This window comes from Paenibacillus sp. FSL H8-0168 (genome assembly GCF_038592955.1).
GTDB lineage: Bacteria > Bacillota > Bacilli > Paenibacillales > Paenibacillaceae > Paenibacillus > Paenibacillus polymyxa_B.
This window is the reverse complement of record NZ_CP151948.1, coordinates 5,107,501-5,127,622: the sequence shown is the minus strand read 5'-3', so window position 1 is coordinate 5,127,622 and position 20,122 is coordinate 5,107,501. Positions and strand designations below refer to the sequence as shown.

Below are 20,122 nucleotides of genomic sequence, written 5' to 3'. Positions count from 1 at the left end.
TAAGATTTTTGCCTGAAAGGAAGAGGTTTTGCAGTGAATATGAACAGATCTATAGCTTTTGTCATTCACAATCTAGTTTTATATGAAACGATTAAGCCTTTAATTGAGGAGTGTGAAAGAAAGCAGATCGTTTGTGATATTTATGTCCCTCACATTGAAGAAGAAGATTGGGGAGACATGTCCTTAGATACCTATCATTATTTGAAGAACAATGGTATAAAAGTGACTCTAACAAGCTCTGTACCTGACAAGGCATATAAAATAGCTTTTTATCCTTATCTTCCTTATTATTTGGAAGTTAAGTCCGATTATAAGTTTAGATATCAGTATGGAATGGCTAAGCCAAACTGGAATTTAGACACATGGAGTCGAAATTTCGATTTTATCTTTTGTAATGGGCTGTATGATTCCTCGGTTCTGGCAGCGTACACTCAGACTGAAATCGTAGGAATGATTAAATACGCCAAATTTCAAAGGAAGAAGCGCGAAACGGATAAATATAATTTGCTTTATTTGCCTACGTATGGGAATGAGTCGTCTATTGAGCTTGTTATGAACCATATTGAAGAAATGTCAGATACCTTTAATATGAAGGTGAAATTGCATCATGGCACTTCTTTTTTGGAGCATGATCGGGTTAGTCTAGTTAAGTCTCATGTTCCTAATGTGCTTGATCACAAGGCTTCTCTTGTTCATTTAATAGAGGAAGCTGATGTGATATTGTCTGACGGCTCTGGGGCTATATTTGATGCGCTGTTTACGGACACTCCAATTGTAATATTCCAACATCCCCAAACAGAATCTTTCGAGGGGATTTTACCTTTGGAAGAACAAATAGTTCAGCAAAACATTGTTCCTTTTGTGAGCGATAACGGCAATATTAAACAAACCTTACTTAATGCAATCTTAGATGAACAACTAATACAACAAAGAAGGAAATTTACTTTAGAGATGTTTCCGGTTAAAGGAAGAGAGACGATAGATAAGTGTATGGATGTAATTAGCAGATTTCTAAAAGATGACGTGGACCATGCTTATAGAGCAGGGCATACACGCCTGAATAATGAATTTAATGAATTACAAGCTCATAATCATGCTCAAAGCCAAGAAATAGAGCAGCAAAAACAACACATTGTTGAGCATATGGATCAGATTAACACATTGATTCAAACGCGAGATCATCAGGAAAATGTAATAAGTAGCATGTCAGCAGATTTTAAATCTCTGTCTGAAAAGAAAGACGAATTAGAACAGAAATATGTTCAACTTACACAGGATTATAATAATGAAAAAAACAACTTGGATATATTAAATCATCAATATAGACAACTATTTGGTCAATATAATGAATTGAACACCCAGTTCAGTGAGTTGGAAGAATATAATGGAAGACTGTCTACAGAGATTCACAATATTTATAACTCTAAAAGGTGGAAAATGGCGAATAAACTTAAACATATCTTACACAAGTCCAAAATGATATATGTTCTTAAGGGATATAGAGTATGGAAAAGTTATGGCACCACTATCTTACTGAAAAAGATAAAATCTAAAGTGTCGCATAAGCTTAAAAGAACGAACGCGGGGGATCAGCCGATTGATCTACGCAAAGATGAAGGGAATTACAATCAGTTATTAACCTGGTATGAGTATAAATTTTACAATTATAAAGTATCTAAAGATAACTCATTTTCTCTGGAGCTTGATAAGTTCGAGATTAAATTTGAGAAGGATCTTATATCGGTCGTCCTTCCTGTATATAACGGTGAGGATTATGTATCAAAAGCTATTGATAGTATTCTGCAGCAATCTTACAAGTATTTTGAACTCATTATTATTAACGATGGTTCAAAAGACTCAACGGCAGAAATTATTGATGAGTATGCTAAAGCAGATCATCGTATCAGAGTAGTTCATCAGGAAAATCGTAAAATACCAAGAACATTATCCAGAGGTTTTAAACTAGCCAAGGGTGAATATCATACGTGGACAAGTGCAGATAATATCCTCCCTGAAAATTTCCTGGAGAAGATGGTAGCTGATCTTAAAAGTGATGAAAATATTGGTATGGTATATGCGAACATGAGGTTAATCGACTCTGCTGGTCAAGTGATTTCCAACCATGGCTGGTATGAAGAACCACAGTTCAGTGGCAATGTTATGCTGCCTAAGTCTGCATTGGAGTTAAACGTATATCCTAACAATACGATTGGTGCAGCTTTTATGTATAGGGCCAAGGTAACCCAGTTATTGGGTGACTATTCTAGTTATAAGCATACCCTTGAAGATTATGATTACTGGATGAGAGTGAACTCTCTATTTGAGCTCAAACATGTGACGTTCGATGAGCCTATATATGATTATCGCTGGCATGATAAGTCACTGACCGCTTTAGATCAAGAACTGGGCATCACCTCTAACAGATATAAACTCATGGTACTTGATGATTTTAGAAGAGATTTTTATCTGACCCCATTAGTATGGATCATTGAGGGAGATGCTACTGAAGTTGGTGAGTTTAAGAAGTATGTTCTTGCTAAAGGACATACTGTGGTTGGAAGAGATGAAGTGAATACGATTATTGGTCTTAATTTGGCAACGCCTATTTGCTATTTATATATAAAAACAGGCGAAGTCCATGATTTTGAATTTATTGATTCTAATGCTTTATCGTCTATGTATGCACTGCTTATAGATAAATCAGAGCATACAACAGATACATTTGTAGCTGACTATCCGTGGGATCTGAAAATAAAGGATAAAATGAATAATGAAACAGATAGCAATTATGACTTTTTTGCACAGGATACGGAAGTTCTGTTCTCTCTTATAAATACGAAGGTTAAGAACGATCACTTGTACCGTATTGAGGCGGTCATTGAAAGTGAACCCGCTTATAATAAGAGATTATCAGTTATTATTTGTACTTACCAGCGGAGTGAAAAGCTATCGAATGCGATTAAATCTGTCATAGAACAGTCGTTGGATAAAGCAGACTATGAAATTATCGTTGTAAATAATGATTATTTGAATGATGAGATTCATCATTTGGTTCGTGATTTCAGAGCAACCTATAATATTGACGAATCCTTCCTGCGATATATGGAGGCTCCATTAAAAGGTCTTTCCTTTGCACGTAATGTTGGTTTATTTGGGGCAGAAGGAGAGGTCATACTCTATATTGATGATGACGCTATTGCAAACTCTAACTTGCTTGAGGAAACCATCAGAGGGTTCTCAGATCGTCCCGATATCGGGGTCATGGGTGGGAATATCATACTCAATTTACATGAGGAACGGCCTGAAGTGGTTAAACCAGGTACTGAAGCATACTGGAGCCAGCTTATAGTGGAAGGCGAAGAAATTATCGATTCTAATTTTCAGTGGGAGTTCCCTTATGGAGCCAATTTTGCGGTTAGACATGCTGCGCTAATGCGAATTGGGGGCTTTAGAAGCGCCTATGGGCGTAAAGGAAACAATTACGCTGGAGGAGAAGAAATTGTTGTATCTTTTGCTATGAGAGAAATCGGCTATAAGGTTGGTCTTAATCCTAAAATGAAGGTCATTCATGATGTGGACACCTCCCGATATACTGTTGAGCATGTTAGAAAGACAATGCGAAACAGTATTTTGACTAATTACCAATTGCAAAAGGATCTGTATGCGCCGATGGAATCGGATATTGAGGCAGATAAGAATCACCTCGAAATTGTTAAAGCTGAATTAGATCATTTGCAGAAGATTCCGACTAAAAATCGAGACGTTGAAATTGATATTCTGTATAAACAATACACAGTTGAAGCGTATGAAGAATTAATACAAATGAAGGAAAACGATATAAATTCCCGAAAACAGTTGGCAAGAGCATATAGATAATTAATAAAACTTTAAAGGCGCCTCTTTTATAAAAAATAAGGGGCGCCTTTATTAGTATGGAGCGGTTAAATGAAAATTTTATATTTCTCTCCAATCTATTGGAATGATTTAAAACAACGTCCGCAACATTTGGCCGAAGAGCTTGCTAAAATGCCGGGGGTTCAGATCACCTTTGTAGAACCCTCCATTAGCATACTTAATAGTATTGTAAGGCAGAACTCAGATTATAAGAGAAGAAATCAAGTCATTAATGATAGTCTTCAAATATTCAGGCCTTCGGGCAGTCTGAGATTCCCTAGAAGCTTTGAAAGCTTAGACATATTCCATTTGAATCAATGGTTTGAAAAAAGACAGTTGAAAGATCTAGTTTCCAGTGCAGATATCATTTGGTTAGGAAGTCCAGTCTTTTATCCTCTTATTAAATCAAATAATAATAAGAAGATTGTGTTTGATCGAATGGACGACTATGTATTTCTAACTAACAATGCATTAATGAAGAAATTACTCGAAAAGTGGGAACTTGAATTACTTGCCAAGGCGGATCTGGTTATTTCTACAAGTAATCATTTGCATAAGCATTCTCAAACATTGTGTAGACAATCTTATTTAGTGAAAAATGCTGTGGATACAGCTATACTAAACATAAATGTAGATAGCTTGGTTGCTGATGAAATGAGACGTTTAAAGCAAGAGGGCTACTATATTTTTGGCTATGTGGGAGCGATTGACCACTGGTTTGATGTAGAAGCGGTTAAGGCTATTACTGATTTTGATGAGAAATTTGTTGTATGTTTGGTTGGGAGAAATAACCTGAATTATAATTTTGAACAGTATAATAGGATTAAATATTATGAGACTGTTCCTAAATCAGAAATTGGTGCAATTATTGATGCTTTTGATATTTGTTTATACCCCTTTTTGAGGAATTCGGATAGAATTGATACGATCAATCCAGTAAAAGTTTATGAGTATTTGAGTTTTAATAAAGTGATATTAGCGGTGGATAGCGAAGAAACAAGGCTCTTAAATCAGGAAGGGATTTATCTATATCATAGTTTAGAGGAAATAAGAAAATGTCTAATGGATATAGATACCCTACAACGCCCTTTTTATGATCAAGAGCAACTGGAAAACTTCGTAGTCCATAATAATTGGGAAGCTCGTGCAAAAACCATTATGGGGCTGCTTATAAAAGAGCTTCAATAGGAGGAACTTAGATATGAAAGGGATTATATTAGCTGGAGGGACTGGATCTAGATTATACCCCCTTACTAAAGTTACAAACAAACATTTGTTGCCGATTGGTAAATATCCGATGATATATTACTCTATTGATAAACTCAAAAAGGCGAATATAAATGATATTTTAATCGTTACTGGAAAAGAACATATGGGAGATGTGGTCAATCTCTTAGGAAGTGGTGTCGACCTTGGAGTTACTCTGACTTACAAAGTGCAAGATGAAGCCGGGGGGATTGCACAGGCTTTGCTTTTAGCTGAGCATTTTGTTGGCAATGACAAGATGGTTGTTATTTTGGGGGACAACGTTTTTAAAGATGATATATCATCGTTTGTTGAAAAATTCAAACTTCAAGAATCAGGAGCGAAATTATTACTTCATAAAGTGCCTGATGCTAATCGCTATGGAGTACCAGAACTACAAGGCGATAACATTGTAAATATTGAAGAAAAGCCAGAGGTTCCTAAGAGTGATTATGCAGTTACGGGCATTTATATGTTCAATCACTCTGTATTCAATATCATCAAGACCTTGACTCCTTCAGCAAGAGGAGAATATGAAATAACAGATGTTAATAACGCTTATATTCAACGAAATCAACTTACATTTGATATTTTAGAGAACTGGTGGACTGATGCGGGAACACATAGTTCTTTGATGCTTGCTAACAAATTAGTAAGTGAAATGGGTTATGAGCTGTTTTCTTAGTATTATCATAGAACTAAAGATACCTTATGCTAAATAATTAAGAAAGCGAGTCTATTTAAATGCAAATTGTAAAAGCTCTTCCAACTAGAATAAAGTGGGTGGATGTACTAAAGGGATTGGCGATTATTTTTTTAGTATTCTCACATTTGGTGCCCCATGGTTTTAAAGGTAATGAAATGATGGATAAGAGCTTTATTATAGGCTATTTTTATTCCTTCCATATGCCTCTTTTCTTTTTTGCTTCTGGGTTTACTTCTAATTTTCAGAAGTATAAGTTTAGTAGTTTTTTGTGGTCTAAAATCAAAACAATCCTTTTACCATATACGACTCTGTATATATGCTCACTACTGTATTTTGGTTGGATGCATTGGATGGGGATTGTCGGAACGCTCGATCCAATGGTTGTTATTGAAACTTTTTTATATGCAGATGGAGATCACTTAGGTATTCTAAACATGTCTCTTTGGTTTCTACCTTGTCTCTTCTTAGCCCAGATCATTTCGTACTTGGTCTTGAAAATTTCGTCCAAAAGAAGTTATATGTATATATTTTGGATATTGCTAACCATACTTGGTGCATTCTTAAGCAAGCTTGACACACATGCACTTCCTTGGTCATTTGGCACGTCAATTAATGCAGCCTCTTTAATTATTTGTGGTTATATATTCAAATTGAATGAACAATATTTTATTGAAAAAATTAGAATTAACAAACCATATTTTGCTTACGCAGCGGGATTTCTGGGTCTTTTATTATTTTTAATAAATGATAAACCAGGCATGTCAGGAAATTACTATGGACATAATTTTGTATTATTTTATCTGTCGGTATTGGCTAGTTTAATATTTTATATATACTTATCCAAAAAAATTGAGTCATCTAGTTTACTGTCCTATTTTGGTAAAAACTCTTTAATTATATTTGGTCTGCATGGATTAATACTTAGCTTCTGGGAGAATGTGAATTTTTACGAGAAGTTTTCTGTTACAACAAATATGTATTTAGATGGAATTTCATTTGTTGTTATTTCTACCTTGCTTGTCTTCTTAAGTTGTATTCTTTTTATTGAACTATTTAATAGATTCTTACCTTTCCTGATTGGCAAAAAATTTAGTTCTGGTAGTTCTAATAAAACAGCAACAATTGCCAGTAAGATTGTTTAACGATTAGCCCTCGAATAAAAATCGAGGGCTTTTTTGTATGCATCGACATCTGTATTGAATTAGAAAAGATCTGGATTATCAGGGTATATTTTTTTGAATTGTGAACGTATTAGTTCAACTTTTTCCTTCGTGATGGATGATGTCTTTTTCAAGACTATGGCTTTAACGTTATTATCAAGGGCATAGCTCTTTAAAGGTTTATAATTATTTTTAAGAGATCCGTTCATAACCTCTTCTGCGAGTATACCTACAACTTTTTGACCACTTTCACCTAAATGGTATTGTGTAGGTAATGCGATCACGACATAATCGGACTCAAAAAACGACACTGGAAAACCATCTCTTAAATCAACGTGATGGGTCAGATTCATAAATGGAAGAGCGTTGCTATTGTCAGGCATTTCAATCTGTCTGAGTATGTCATCATTAAGAATTCCAGAGCTAGACAGAACATATACTTTATGCTGCTCTGATGAGATTTCCTTAAGATAAGTCGTTAATTGTTTTAAAACAGGTATATCTGTTCTTACTCTAGGTGTTTGTTTAAAGTCACTGAATAAAGAAGAAAAATAGGTAACAGGACGTGCATTTACATTAGTGAACGTTACCAAGAAATTACAAGCGACTAAATAAACTAGAATAACTAAGAAAACATTTTTTGCATATTTTATCTTGGACAAATAGTTTAGAATAAGAATAACGCCACAAATAAATAAAATTAATACGTTCACGGTAAGAAGATAATAATGCTGAGAAGCTAAGCTTTGAATTCTTGTAAAAAGAAAGTACGTAATAAACAAGTTTGTAACTAGAAAGATTGATATATACCTAGTTTTACTAATAAATAACAAGCCTATGCAACCAACAAGAGCTATCAGAAAAATGAAGGCACCATAATGATAAAATAAATTCTGTAAGTTACTTAAGACGTCACCAAAATAATAAGCTGAGTAGGCGTTTTTAAAGTTATTGGTTAGGGCTCTTTGAATAAATTCATTGAAGAATATAATAAGAAATAATGCACTTGAAGATCCTATAATGAAAAAATTTAAAATAACCTGCAAGAGCTGCTTGAAGCGAAACTCTTTTTCTAGAATCCATTTGAGCAAAAAAGCGATACTGATCGAGCCAAAAAGAGATACGATCCAAAACCCATACCATCTTCTTGTGAATGTTAGTAATACCAAGCAAGCAGCTAAGAGTAAAACTGCTTTTAAATTTAAGCGTTCAAAGTCATTATTAAATAAGATAACAAGCGACAAGCAAATAAAAATAAGTCCTATAGAATCCAGATATCCACCTAACATAGGAGCTATCATAATTGGAAAGGTAAATGTAAGTACAAAGATCATGAAAATGTTCAATTTTGTGTTTAACTGGATTTGATCAGCAATCTTGATACATAATAAGAAAAGTATTAAACAAGAAGGATACAAGAAGCAGGTATAGATTGCCAAGACATAGCTCATGTAGCTTGTACCTAAGAACTTTAATGGTAAAGAGAGAAAGATTGTTGGGAAAACGGAATAATCATCTCTTAAAATGCTTGCATAGATTTGTTTAGAAGCTGCTATAAAATCTGTACTTAAAAGGTTATTAAATTGTATGGATGTATTCCAATAGGCTGAAAAGTCCCAATAATAAATGAAATGTTCCCTTTGAAGGAAGGCGTAAATGAATATTATTCCAACTAGATAACCGCCAAAAGCTAGGTACTGCACCATTATTTCTTTCTTGGCATATGTTAAGATACCACTAATGTGTAAAATGTATGTAGCACCTATGACAAACGACTGTGCAATATTTAGACCGAATAATATGGAAATATAGTAAGAATCGACTTTAAACAGTATTAGAATCGGGATAAGTAGCCACGTCAAAACCAAATAGGACCAAACAAAATTTTTATTAACTCTCGATAAATTCAAAAGCATATTCCCTCCCAATATAGTGTGCTTATTAATTTTATAGTAATCATAAATGAAAGTATATACTCAAGATGTTGGAGGTTTCGTGAATGATAATAAAGGAAGTACTTTCAGGTGCAAAAATCATTGAACCCGTGGTTCATGGTGATCACCGTGGTTTTTTTATGGAAAGTTACAATGAACAGATCATGAAAGAAAACGGAATAGACCATGCTTTTATTCAAGATAACCAATCCTTGTCTGCAGAAGCTGGTGTGATTCGTGGTTTGCATTATCAGCTTAATCCTAAAGCACAGACCAAACTCATTCGTGTGCTTTCTGGAGCTATCTACGATGTGATTTTGGATATTCGTAAAAGTTCTCCAACATTCGGTCTATGGGTTGGGGTAATCTTAAGTGAACATAATAGACGTCAGCTACTGGTGCCCAAGGGTTTTGCTCATGGGTTCTGTACGCTTGTTCCGAACACTCAAGTGCTGTATAAGGTAGACGAGTATTATTCACCTGAAAATGATCGTGGAATTCTGTGGAATGATCCAGCACTAGGGATTGATTGGCCAACTTCTCATGCTATTCTTTCAGAGAAGGATCAGAAGCATCCGGCACTGGCCGACGCTGACATTAATTTTGATTAGAGGAATAATAAGATTTAGGAGGTCAGTATGAAACTTCTTGTCACCGGCGGGGCCGGATTTATAGGCAGTAACTTTGTATTGTACATGTTAAAACAGCATCCAGATTATGAAATTGTAAATATAGATGCTCTTACCTATGCAGGTAACCTGGAAAATTTGAAATCCATTGAAAATAACCCCAAGCATAGCTTCATCAAAGCAGATATTACCGACGCACAAGCGATTGACCAACTGATGCAGCAGGGGATTGATGTGGTGGTTAATTTTGCAGCGGAGTCACATGTGGATCGAAGTATTTTGGAACCGGAAGTGTTTGTGAAAACAAACGTATTGGGTACGCAAGTGCTACTGGATGCAGCCAAGAAATATAACGTGACCAAGTTTGTACAGGTATCAACAGATGAGGTGTATGGATCTTTGGGAGAAACAGGATTGTTTACGGAGGAAACTCCGTTGCAGCCTAATAGTCCTTATTCTGCATCCAAGGCAGGCGGCGATCTGCTAGTTCGTGCATATCATGAAACCTTCGGTTTACCAGTGAACATCACACGTTGTTCTAACAACTACGGTCCATATCAGTTTCCTGAAAAATTGATCCCGCTAATGATCTCACGTGCATTGAGCGACCAACAGCTACCTGTATACGGGGATGGCTTGAACATTCGCGACTGGTTGTATGTAGAGGATCATTGCAGCGCAATTGATCTAGTCATTCATCAGGGTAAACTGGGTGAAGTATACAATATCGGGGGAAATAACGAGCGGACAAATGTGCATATCGTCAAAACAGTATTAGAGGAGCTGGGCAAGCCGGAATCTCTGATTTCGTATGTGCAGGATCGTCCAGGACATGACCGCCGTTATGGCATTGATCCAACGAAGACCATGAATGAGCTGGGCTGGAAGCCAAAGCACTCTTTTGAAACAGGCATTAAAGAAACGATTCGCTGGTATTTAGACAACGAAGAATGGTGGACTCGTATTCAATCCGGCGAATACCAACAATACTATGCTAAACAGTACGGTTCCCGCTTGGGGGATGCGTAAAATGAAGGTGCTGGTTACTGGAGCATCCGGTCAACTTGGTAAAGATGTAGTAAACGTTTTTCAGGGCCAAGGACATGATGTTCTTGGATACGATCGGGAACAGCTGGATATCACGGATTTGGAGCAGGCTGTGAAGATCGTGGAACAGTACCAACCTGATGCCGTAATCCACTGTGCAGCGTATACGGCTGTGGATGCAGCAGAGACTGATGTAGACGGGGCTTATCAAGTCAACGCGGCAGGTACACGTAATATGGCAATGGCTGCGGAAAAGGTTGGAGCCAAGCTGGTTTATATCAGCACAGATTATGTGTTCGATGGAACGGCAAAACAGCCATATCATGAGTACGATAATACCAATCCGCAGAGTATCTACGGGAAGTCCAAACGGGCGGGGGAGGTATTGACCCAAACACTTTCCTCTAGGTATTTTATTGTTCGTACATCTTGGGTATATGGATTGTACGGGAACAATTTTGTTAAAACGATGCTGAAGCTTGGACAGGAGAAGCCGCTTCTCCAGGTGGTGAATGATCAGAAGGGTTCACCTACCTATACGGTGGATCTGGCACGTTTTTTGGCGGAATTGATTCAAACGGAGAAGTACGGCATATACCATGCATCCAATAGTGGTTCCTGTACCTGGTATGAATTTACGCAAGCTATTTTACAGGATGCGGCGGAAATATTAGATGCCAAGATCACAGCGAAATTGGAACCATGCAGCACAGAGCAATTCCCCAGACCTGCAGCGCGGCCACGCAACTCTGTTATGGAGCATATAGCGATCCGAACCAATGGATTGAATGATTTGCGCGACTGGCGTGAGGGATTGCGTGATTTTTTGCAGGAGTGTCTTAGTACATCCGAGTAAATAAAACCTTATTATAAATATCAACAATCTCCCATCAGTTCATGATTGGGAGATTTTATTATATTAAGGCCTATGTTGATTAAGGACGATGAGCATTATAATGTATAAGCAGATGCAACATATTGTCCCTCTATTGCACATTTTAAAAGAAGGAGGTCATTACTCTGAACAGACCTAACGTACAAATTTTATTATCTACATATAACGGAGCAGCTTACTTAGATGAGCAGATAGAAAGTCTCATCAATCAAAAAGACGTAGAAATTCAGATTCTAATTCGTGATGATGGCTCGACAGATGATACGGTTGCCAAGTTGAGCGCGCTGAAGCAACGTTATCCTCAACAGATTTTTTTATGCCTTGAGAGCAATGTAGGGGTTATTAAAAGCTTTTTTGATCTGATTCAAAGATCGTCTGAGACATTCGACTATTACGCTTTTTGTGATCAGGATGATGTGTGGATGCCGAATAAACTTGCTCAGGCTGTGGCTCATCTCAGGGAGCAGGATGGGAGCCGACCGCTGATGTACTGTTCTGCTACTCAAATGGTCTCTCAAACATTGGAACCACTCAAAGTATGGCCAGCTTACATCCCCCGACCTGTATCCTTCTATAATGCTCTCATTGAGAATGTATGTGTAGGTTGTACCATGGTGATCAATAAAGAAACACTCAAGCTCGTGAAAAAGAGAATTCCGACTTCTTTGGATAATATTATCATGCATGACTGGTGGATTTACTTATGCACTTCCTCTTTTGGTGAGGTTGTTTTTGACCCCGATCCGTACATTTGGTATCGGCAGCATCAAAACAATGTGCTGGGAGGTTCTACGGATGGCTGGGTTAGCAAGTGGAGGAAAAGACTAAGTAGATTTGCAAAAGGAAAAAATCGCTATATTTTAAGCAAACAAGCCCAACAATTTATTCAACTTTATGGACAAGACATGTCTCCTCAAATGTATAGAGATATGGATCAATTCCTGGACAGCTACCAAAAGGGTGTGTTTTCTCGTATGAAATATATTTGGCAGTCTCCATTTTACAGGCAGTCACGGTTGGACAACTGGATTTATAAGTTGGTTTTTGTATTGAGGAAGTTATAGAGGTATGGAAAGAAAAAATATTGAAACTTTTTTCCATATATAAGCGTCAAATAGTCAAAGGTGCAAATGAATACTAGATAAAATACCATCGAATGCGTGTTCCTTTATGGAAAAATATAGTATAATTGAAACGTGCAACCGATAGAGCTGCCAAGGGCGGTCGGCTAACTCTCCCGAGGAGGGGGGTGAAGCCTGTGACAGTGTTTGAGGCGCTCAGTTTAATGCTGACGTTCGGGGCGTTAATCGTCACACTGTTAGAGTTTAACAAACGAAAATAGACCGCCCCCGCAAGGAAGGGTCTATTTTCGGCCTGATTGTTCCAAAACCGTCCGCTCTTGGAGCGTTGGTTGCGCAGGGGCTGGCTGGCACCAGCCCTTTTTCCATGTATATCTTACCACGATGAATTTTAGACCTCAACCGAGGATTTTACAAAAATCTAATAAACGACTTCCAATGAACAATATATAGATCGAAATGGTTTCGTTTGTCTATATTTGCACTTTGGAGCGACTGGAATCGAATTTTTTGAAATTCTGTTAACTATGTAAGGTTACAAGTTATGTGCTTTTTTGCGCCCCGTGGTCTGCGCGGTATGCTATAATAGGCGATAGTAGAATAGATTACTGAATTTGTCAGGAGCGTTTTAAATATGGATGTAAGCATACTGGTCGTCAACTATAATACGTGTCGATTGACGCTGGATTGTTTGCAATCGGTGTATGCGTCAAAGTCGCAGTACCGATATGAAGTGATTGTGATTGATAATCACTCTAGTGACGGATCTGTTGAGGCTATTCGTGCTGCATACCCGGAGATTACGTTGATAGCCAATAAGAATAATACAGGTTTTGCCAAGGCGAACAACCAGGGGATGGAAGTAGCCAGCGGGCGTTATGTATTGTTATTGAACTCCGATACGTTGGTGCAACCGGACACGCTGGATACAATGATTCAGTTTATGGATACGCATCCGGAGATGGGAGCATCGGGCTGTAAGGTCATCTTGCCAGATGGCTCGCTAGATAAGGCTTGTAAGCGTGGCTTTCCAACGCCGTCAGCTTCTTTTTACTACGCTTTCGGCTGGTCGAAGCGTTACCCGGATAACCCGAAGTACAATCAATATCAGCTTGGGCATCTAAGCCCGGACGATGAGTATCCTGTAGATGTACTGGTAGGTGCTTTTATGCTGGTGCGCCGGGAGACAATTGACCAGGTTGGTGGCTTGGACGAAACCTTTTTTATGTATGGTGAGGATATTGATTGGTGTTACCGGATTAAGCAAGCCGGGTGGGGCATTTACTACTACCCGCGCACATATATTATTCATATCAAAGGGGGCAGCGCTCGCCGTCGTCCTTTGAAAATTATTTATGAGTTTCATAGAGCTATGTGGGTATTTCATCGTAAGCATTATAAACAGCAATACAGTTGGATCACCAATATGGCTGTATATGCGGGAATTATCGTAAAATTTGGAATGGCCTTTCTGAAAAATAAGTTGTCCGCACCGGTCAAGCCGGACAGCGGGGAACAATCTCGTACTGAGGTGAAAGCATGATACGCAGAAATCAGCGTTTTTTAACCCAATTATATATTGTGGCGGATTTCGCGGTCATTCAGTTGTCCTTTCTGATCGCTTGGTTTTTCAAATTTGAAAGTGAATGGATCACCTATAAAGAACCGCTTCCTATTCAAGTATATGGAGGCTGGAGCTTAATCTACGGCCTGATTGCCGTAGTGCTGGGGATGTTATTCTCGCTCTATTCGCCCAAACGCAAAAAACGATTTGCAGATGACGTATTCCGCGTCACCCAAATTCATATTGTTGGCCTGTTCGTGTTGTTGAGTGTGATGTTCTTCGTGAAGCAAATCGACATTTCGCGGTCCTATCTAGCGATCTATATGGTTGGGAATGTGCTGCTTATTTTGTTTTACCGGTTCTTTTTGAAGCAAGTTCTTAAAGCTCTCCGTCAAAAAGGGTACAACAAGCAGTTCATGCTTATTCTCGGGGCGGGTACTCTAGGCCAACGATTTTATCATAATCTTGGACAGTATCCTGATCTAGGATACGAGGTAGTGGGTTTTCTGGATGATAAGCGGCATTGGAGTGAAGAGGAAGCGGCGCATTTCCGCCCGATTCTTGGAGGCTTAGATCAATTGGAGGCTACGCTGTCGCGTCTGATGATTGACGAGGTCATTCTGGCGCTTCCGCTGGATGCCCATGATAAGTACCCCAAGATTATCAACATGTGTGAAAAGGCTGGAGTACGCACGCTTATAATCCCTGACTTTTTTGATTATTTGCCGGCTCGTCCGTACTTTGATAACTTTGCAGGTATGCCGATGATTAATGTACGGGATATTCCACTGGATGTGGCGGGGAATCGATTGTTTAAGCGTCTATTCGATATTTTATTCTCTTTATTCGCGATTCTTCTGACGTCTCCGATCATGCTGGCAGTGGCGATTGGTGTAATGATCACATCCAGAGGGCCCATCATTTTTAAGCAGGAGCGGGTGGGCTTGAATCGTCGCACCTTCCGAATGTACAAATTTCGTTCGATGAAGGTGCTGCCTCCTGGAACTGAAGATACGGGCTGGACGACTGCTAATGACCCAAGACGCACACGTTTTGGTACTTTTATTCGTAAAACGAGTCTCGACGAGCTGCCTCAATTTTTCAACGTTCTGCTGGGTGATATGAGTGTCGTTGGTCCACGCCCAGAACGCCCCTATTATGTGGATCAGTTCCGTGAGGAAATTCCAAAATACATGGTGAAGCATCATGTTCGTCCTGGAATCACAGGCTGGGCACAGAGCAACGGGTTGCGTGGAGATACATCTATTGAGGAACGGATTAAGCATGACATCTTCTATATTGAGAACTGGTCGCTCTTATTCGATATTAAAATTATTTTCCGCACGATTCGCAACGGTTTCAAGAACGCGTATTAATACAGAAGCACCCTTCGGTTTAGCCGGAGGGTGCTTTTGCGTCTGGCAGTTGTTTTGAGCATGCGTATGTGGGGTATTGACCTGTACGAAAAGGATGTGACACCCCATGAAACGATTGATTGTTTCGGTTATTCTTTTAATGTTAATCGGCACATTTTTACTGGCATACAAAGGAAAATCTACAGAAGAACATACTGGCTTTACCATGCACCGTGTGATTTCGCATGCCATGGGAGCCGTTGATGGTTTGGCCTATACTAATGCGCGTGAAGCGTTTGTGGAAAATTATAAAAAAGGCAGCCGCGTATTCGAGGTCGACCTGATGTTTACATCGGATGGACAATTGGTGGCGCGCCATGAATGGACAGAATCTTTTACAGAGCAAATGCAACAGGAACATGCAGTTGCTACGGAACAGGGCGGAAAACCTTGGAGCTATCATCAATTCAAGAACACCCCCATACACGGTTCCTATACCCCAGTAGATTGGAAGGATGTATTGGATTTATTGGAAACATACCCGGATGCTTATATTGTGACCGATACGAAAGAACAGGACCCTGTCCAAATCAAACAGTTGTTTGCGCAACTGACCCGTCAGGCACAGGAGAAAAATCCCGAGCTTTTGTCCCGTATAGTTCCTCAAATTTATAATGAAGAAATGTTGCGAACGTTACGAAGTATTTATCCTTACCCATCCATTATTTATACGCTCTATGCCACAGAAGATAAGGACGACCAGATCATTCGATTTGTACAACAAAATGATATAACGGCAGTAACTTTACCAGAGAATCGGGTGAGTGGTGCTTTAGTGGAAAGTTTGCGTCAGGCAGGAGCAGTGTGCTACGTAAATACCATTAATGAGTTGAAGGATGCGGCTGAGTATGAACAGATGGGTGTGCGAGGTTTCTATACAGATATTTTAACGGAAAAAGAACTTAGTGAACGCAGTTGGTTGTATGCGTTACGACCATGAGTTGTCTGAACGAGGTGTTCCCATTTGATACGAACATTGACACCTTTTAAGCACTATCATAGACTTAGCATAGAACGCTTTTGGATATTGGAATTCGGCTAGCCTGGATCATGACAAAAGCAATGAATGCTGGAGGAATGTGTGTTGGCAGATTCAATTCAATCATGGAGGCATGTGTTTAAGCTTGATCCTGACAAGGAACTGGATGATGGTGCGCTTGACGCCGTGTGTATGTCTGGTACGGATGCGATTATGGTAGGAGGTTCCTCAGGTATTACCTATGAAAATACGGTGGATTTGCTGTCACGAGTTCGGCGTTATGAGGTGCCGTGTGTGCTTGAGGTGTCCGATCTGGAGGCTGTAGTGCCAGGGTTTGATCTATATATGATTCCCATGGTACTGAATACTACTGACAGTAATTGGATTCTAGGGCAGCACCAACGTGCGATTGAACAGTTTGGTTATATGATCCCGTGGGATTTGCTTGTGGCGGAAGGATATATTGTTTTGAACGGTGATTCTACGGTCGCTAAGCTTACCGGAGCAGATACTTCGCTGGGTGCTACATCAGCCGCCTCATATGCACAGATTGCTGACAAGCTCATGCATCTAGCGATTGTATATGTGGAATATAGCGGTGCTTTTGGAGATATGGAGCTGGTGCAGAAAATACATCGCAGTACGGAGCGCTCTCGTGTCCTATACGGGGGAGGTATCGTGGATAAATCTACCGCGTTACAAGCGGCTGCCGTTTGTGACACCATTGTAGTAGGAAACATCATTTATCGTGACTTGGCGAAAGCGCTGGAGACGGTAGCTGTGAAATTGGAAGTATAGAACGTGAATTTATGGAAGCTCAGAGAAAGGAGCATGCACGCATGCAATCAATAGATATACACGAGGCGGTAGCTCGTCTTAATCCGCCTCAGCGTCAGGCTGTGGAGGCGGTAGATGGTCCGCTGCTGATTATGGCTGGCGCAGGCAGTGGTAAAACACGGGTGCTCACGCACCGAATAGCCTACCTCATCGCGACCCGCAAGACGGCTCCATGGGGCATTTTGGCGATTACCTTTACGAACAAGGCCGCGCGTGAGATGCAGGATCGCGTATCCAAGCTGATTGGCCCACAGGGAAGAGATGTATGGGTATCCACCTTCCACTCGATGTGTGTGCGTATTTTACGTCGGGATATCGAGCGGATTGGATTCACCTCGAATTTCAGCATTTTGGATTCTACGGATCAATTGTCTGTCATTCGGAGCTGCATGAAGGATCTGAATATAGACACCAAAAAGTTTGAACCCAAAGCGGTTCAGTCTATGATGAGTACGGCTAAAAATGAACTGGTCACTCCCGAAATGTATGAACGCAAGATTGGCGACTATTTTGAGGGGATTGTGGCGAAGGTATATACCAAGTACCAACAACGACTCAAAAATAACAACTCTCTTGATTTTGATGATTTGATCATGGCAACGATTCAGCTTTTTAAAGAAGTACCTGAGGTACTGGATTTCTATCAGAAGAAATTTCAATACATTCATGTTGATGAATATCAAGATACGAACCGTGCGCAGTACATGCTGTGCAAAATGCTGGCCGACAAGCATCACCGGATTTGCGTAGTAGGTGACAGTGACCAATCCATCTATCGGTGGCGGGGGGCGGATATTAGCAACATTTTGAATTTTGAAGAGGACTACCCGGAAGCGCGCACCATTTTGCTGGAGCAGAACTACCGGTCCACCTCAAATATTCTCAATGCTGCCAACGAAGTTATTGGTCAAAATACAGGCCGCAAGCCGAAAAAACTATGGACTGACAAAGAAGGCGGAGCCAAGATTAAAGTTTATCGTGCTGACTCTGAGCATGATGAGGGCTACTTTATCGCCTCCGAAATTCATAAGAATATTAATGCGGGCAAAACCTATAGCCATCATGCCATTTTGTACCGTACGAATGCTCAGTCTCGGGTTGTCGAGGAAATTTTGATTAAATCCGATATTCCTTACCAGATCGTGGGCGGTATCAAGTTCTATGATCGGAAGGAAATTAAGGATTTGCTGGCGTATCTTCGCCTGCTCTCCAATCCTGACGACGACATTAGCTTGATCCGAATCATTAATGTGCCAAAACGAAGCATCGGAGACACAACCGTCGGCAAATTGCAGGCAGCTGCAGCAGAACGTGGAGTTTCAATTTTCCGTGTCCTTCAAGTTGTAGACGATTTGGGCTTTGCAGGACGTACGCGCAATGCGTTGGTAGAGTTTTACGATATGATCGAAGGTTTAAGTCGGATGGTAGACTACCTGTCGGTTACCGAGTTAACAGAAAAAATGCTGGAAACCACCCAATATCGCTTGGAGCTGCAAAACGAGAATACACTCGAGTCGCGCTCACGTTTGGAGAATATTGATGAGTTCCTGTCGGTAACCATGGAATTTGAAAAAGGAGCGGAAGACAAGTCACTCGTCTCCTTCCTGACCGACCTTGCGCTGATTGCCGATATTGATTCCATGAATGACGATGAAGAAGAGCAAAGCGATGCGGTTGTATTGATGACCATGCATAGCGCCAAAGGATTGGAGTTTCCCATCGTATTCATTGTCGGTATGGAGGAGGGAGTATTCCCTCATAGTCGTGCCTTTCTGGATAACGAAGAGCTGGAGGAAGAACGCAGATTGGCGTATGTCGGGATCACCCGTGCAGAGGAGCAACTGTTCCTTACATGCGCACAGATGCGCACTCTGTTTGGCCGCACCACAGCTAACCCGCCTTCCCGCTTTCTCGAAGAGATTCCGGACGAGTTAAAAGAGGATACGATCATCAAACGTGACCGCTACCGTCGTTCAGGCAATGTAGGCGGATCTTATGGTGGGCGCGGACTGAATAAAGGTAGTGGCAGCAACTTTGGTGGAGAACGCTCGTTTGATACGATGAGCCGTAGTGGTTCGTCCGCTTCCGCGTCACCCCGAGTAACAGTAACGACATCTTCATCCACGAAACCCACTCCGGCTGCTTCGGCAGGAGGTCCCTCCATTTTTGCTGCTGGAGACAAGGTACAGCATGGTAAATGGGGGATTGGAACTATTGTAGCTGTAAAAGGGACGGGCAATGATATGGAGCTTCAAATTGCTTTCCCGGCTCCAGTAGGGGTTAAACGACTGTTAGCTGGCTTTGCACCGATTACAAAAGTAGAATAAATCTCAAACATCATTAAATCTCGAACCTCATGAGTGGCAGCTTGGCTTAGGATCTCTGCCCTGATGAAGTTCCCGGAGGGATACGCCTGCATGAACCCAATGCACAGGATGGAGCAGCTTGTTGCTGAACTGAACACATATAACTATCATTACTACACACTGGATGAACCCAAGATCAGCGACAAAGAATATGATGTGCTTTATGACGAGCTGGTAGCGCTTGAACAGACGAGCGGTCTTGTGCTGCCGGATTCGCCGACACAGCGTGTGGGCGGGGAGTTACTCAAAGGGTTCACACCGCATCGCCACCTTGCCCCATTATGGAGCCTTGATAAAGCTCAGAATATGGAACAACTGCGTGCATGGAACGCGCGTGTCGTGAAGCTGGTCAATGATTACAATACCAAGAAC

15 protein-coding genes and 1 pseudogene (1 of these 16 cut by a window edge) are annotated in these 20,122 nt (G+C 40.3%); 15 read left to right on the top strand and 1 reads right to left on the bottom strand.

What is annotated here, in order from left to right; all coding sequences use genetic code 11:
• Window positions 1–39 precede the first annotated feature (39 nt).
• The 4 genes from MHI21_RS22760 (at window position 40) to MHI21_RS22745 (ending at window position 6,987) form a co-directional block, all read left to right on the top strand.
• Window positions 40–3,876 (top strand): glycosyltransferase, encoded by a 3,837-nt coding sequence (locus MHI21_RS22760; protein WP_342420238.1) that lies wholly within the window; start codon window positions 40–42, stop codon window positions 3,874–3,876.
• Between the two features lie 69 nt (window positions 3,877–3,945).
• Window positions 3,946–5,082, top strand: coding sequence for a hypothetical protein (locus MHI21_RS22755; RefSeq protein WP_341162962.1), 1,137 nt, complete (start codon window positions 3,946–3,948; stop codon window positions 5,080–5,082).
• 13 nt (window positions 5,083–5,095) lie between these two features.
• Window positions 5,096–5,824 carry a sugar phosphate nucleotidyltransferase gene (locus tag MHI21_RS22750; protein ID WP_061831721.1) on the top strand — a complete coding sequence of 243 codons (729 nt, stop codon included), beginning with the start codon at window positions 5,096–5,098 and terminating at the stop codon, window positions 5,822–5,824.
• A 59-nt stretch (window positions 5,825–5,883) separates the two neighbouring features.
• Window positions 5,884–6,987 (top strand): acyltransferase family protein, encoded by a 1,104-nt coding sequence (locus MHI21_RS22745; RefSeq protein WP_341162963.1) that lies wholly within the window; start codon window positions 5,884–5,886, stop codon window positions 6,985–6,987.
• Between the two features lie 59 nt (window positions 6,988–7,046).
• Here MHI21_RS22745 and MHI21_RS22740 read toward each other — a convergent pair whose 3' ends face one another.
• Window positions 7,047–8,921, bottom strand: coding sequence for a hypothetical protein (locus tag MHI21_RS22740; RefSeq protein ID WP_341162964.1), 1,875 nt, complete (start codon window positions 8,919–8,921; stop codon window positions 7,047–7,049).
• Between the two features lie 83 nt (window positions 8,922–9,004).
• On the opposite strand from MHI21_RS22740, the gene rfbC reads away from it, so the two are divergent.
• The 11 genes and pseudogenes from rfbC to ligA form a co-directional block, all read left to right on the top strand.
• Window positions 9,005–9,550: a dTDP-4-dehydrorhamnose 3,5-epimerase gene (gene rfbC, locus MHI21_RS22735; protein ID WP_342418945.1), complete on the top strand. Its 546-nt coding sequence runs from the start codon at window positions 9,005–9,007 to the stop codon at window positions 9,548–9,550.
• A gap of 27 nt (window positions 9,551–9,577) precedes the next feature.
• Window positions 9,578–10,597, top strand: a complete 1,020-nt coding sequence (gene rfbB, locus MHI21_RS22730) for a dTDP-glucose 4,6-dehydratase (protein WP_165177570.1) — start codon at window positions 9,578–9,580, stop codon at window positions 10,595–10,597.
• Between the two features lies 1 nt (window position 10,598).
• A complete protein-coding gene (gene rfbD / locus MHI21_RS22725) occupies window positions 10,599–11,471 on the top strand; it encodes a dTDP-4-dehydrorhamnose reductase (RefSeq protein WP_165177567.1) in 873 nt (290 codons plus the stop codon).
• Between the two features lie 158 nt (window positions 11,472–11,629).
• Window positions 11,630–11,917: pseudogene (locus MHI21_RS22720) on the top strand (glycosyltransferase); the annotation flags it as partial.
• Between the two features lie 15 nt (window positions 11,918–11,932).
• Window positions 11,933–12,574 carry a glycosyltransferase family 2 protein gene (locus MHI21_RS22715; protein ID WP_238807875.1) on the top strand — a complete coding sequence of 214 codons (642 nt, stop codon included), beginning with the start codon at window positions 11,933–11,935 and terminating at the stop codon, window positions 12,572–12,574.
• A gap of 649 nt (window positions 12,575–13,223) precedes the next feature.
• Complete coding sequence (locus tag MHI21_RS22710) at window positions 13,224–14,132, top strand: glycosyltransferase family 2 protein (RefSeq protein WP_342418944.1); 909 nt, start codon at window positions 13,224–13,226, stop codon at window positions 14,130–14,132.
• Window positions 14,129–15,529, top strand: coding sequence for an undecaprenyl-phosphate glucose phosphotransferase (locus MHI21_RS22705; protein ID WP_061831729.1), 1,401 nt, complete (start codon window positions 14,129–14,131; stop codon window positions 15,527–15,529). Before MHI21_RS22710 ends, MHI21_RS22705 begins: the two co-directional genes overlap by 4 nt.
• 106 nt (window positions 15,530–15,635) lie before the next feature.
• Entirely contained in the window at window positions 15,636–16,508 is an 873-nt protein-coding gene (locus MHI21_RS22700) for a phosphatidylinositol-specific phospholipase C/glycerophosphodiester phosphodiesterase family protein (protein WP_342418943.1), read from the top strand.
• 126 nt (window positions 16,509–16,634) lie between these two features.
• Complete coding sequence (locus MHI21_RS22695; protein ID WP_342418942.1) at window positions 16,635–17,345, top strand: heptaprenylglyceryl phosphate synthase; 711 nt, start codon at window positions 16,635–16,637, stop codon at window positions 17,343–17,345.
• 41 nt (window positions 17,346–17,386) lie between these two features.
• Window positions 17,387–19,711 carry a DNA helicase PcrA gene (gene pcrA / locus MHI21_RS22690; RefSeq protein WP_069290489.1) on the top strand — a complete coding sequence of 775 codons (2,325 nt, stop codon included), beginning with the start codon at window positions 17,387–17,389 and terminating at the stop codon, window positions 19,709–19,711.
• 90 nt (window positions 19,712–19,801) lie between these two features.
• Window positions 19,802–20,122 carry the start of an NAD-dependent DNA ligase LigA gene (gene ligA / locus MHI21_RS22685; protein ID WP_165177555.1) on the top strand. It continues 1,695 nt past the right edge of the window, so the window shows 321 of its 2,016 coding nt (coding positions 1–321); its start codon is at window positions 19,802–19,804; the stop codon falls past the right edge of the window.

Coding starts and splice junctions, on each gene's coding strand:
- MHI21_RS22760 (WP_342420238.1), top strand. CDS start 40: ATGAACAGATCTATAGCTTTTGTCATTCACAATCTAGTTTTATATGAA.
- MHI21_RS22755 (WP_341162962.1), top strand. CDS start 3,946: ATGAAAATTTTATATTTCTCTCCAATCTATTGGAATGATTTAAAACAA.
- MHI21_RS22750 (WP_061831721.1), top strand. CDS start 5,096: ATGAAAGGGATTATATTAGCTGGAGGGACTGGATCTAGATTATACCCC.
- MHI21_RS22745 (WP_341162963.1), top strand. CDS start 5,884: ATGCAAATTGTAAAAGCTCTTCCAACTAGAATAAAGTGGGTGGATGTA.
- MHI21_RS22740 (WP_341162964.1), bottom strand. CDS start 8,921: ATGCTTTTGAATTTATCGAGAGTTAATAAAAATTTTGTTTGGTCCTAT.
- rfbC (WP_342418945.1), top strand. CDS start 9,005: ATGATAATAAAGGAAGTACTTTCAGGTGCAAAAATCATTGAACCCGTG.
- rfbB (WP_165177570.1), top strand. CDS start 9,578: ATGAAACTTCTTGTCACCGGCGGGGCCGGATTTATAGGCAGTAACTTT.
- rfbD (WP_165177567.1), top strand. CDS start 10,599: ATGAAGGTGCTGGTTACTGGAGCATCCGGTCAACTTGGTAAAGATGTA.
- MHI21_RS22715 (WP_238807875.1), top strand. CDS start 11,933: ATGCCGAATAAACTTGCTCAGGCTGTGGCTCATCTCAGGGAGCAGGAT.
- MHI21_RS22710 (WP_342418944.1), top strand. CDS start 13,224: ATGGATGTAAGCATACTGGTCGTCAACTATAATACGTGTCGATTGACG.
- MHI21_RS22705 (WP_061831729.1), top strand. CDS start 14,129: ATGATACGCAGAAATCAGCGTTTTTTAACCCAATTATATATTGTGGCG.
- MHI21_RS22700 (WP_342418943.1), top strand. CDS start 15,636: ATGAAACGATTGATTGTTTCGGTTATTCTTTTAATGTTAATCGGCACA.
- MHI21_RS22695 (WP_342418942.1), top strand. CDS start 16,635: ATGCTGGAGGAATGTGTGTTGGCAGATTCAATTCAATCATGGAGGCAT.
- pcrA (WP_069290489.1), top strand. CDS start 17,387: ATGCAATCAATAGATATACACGAGGCGGTAGCTCGTCTTAATCCGCCT.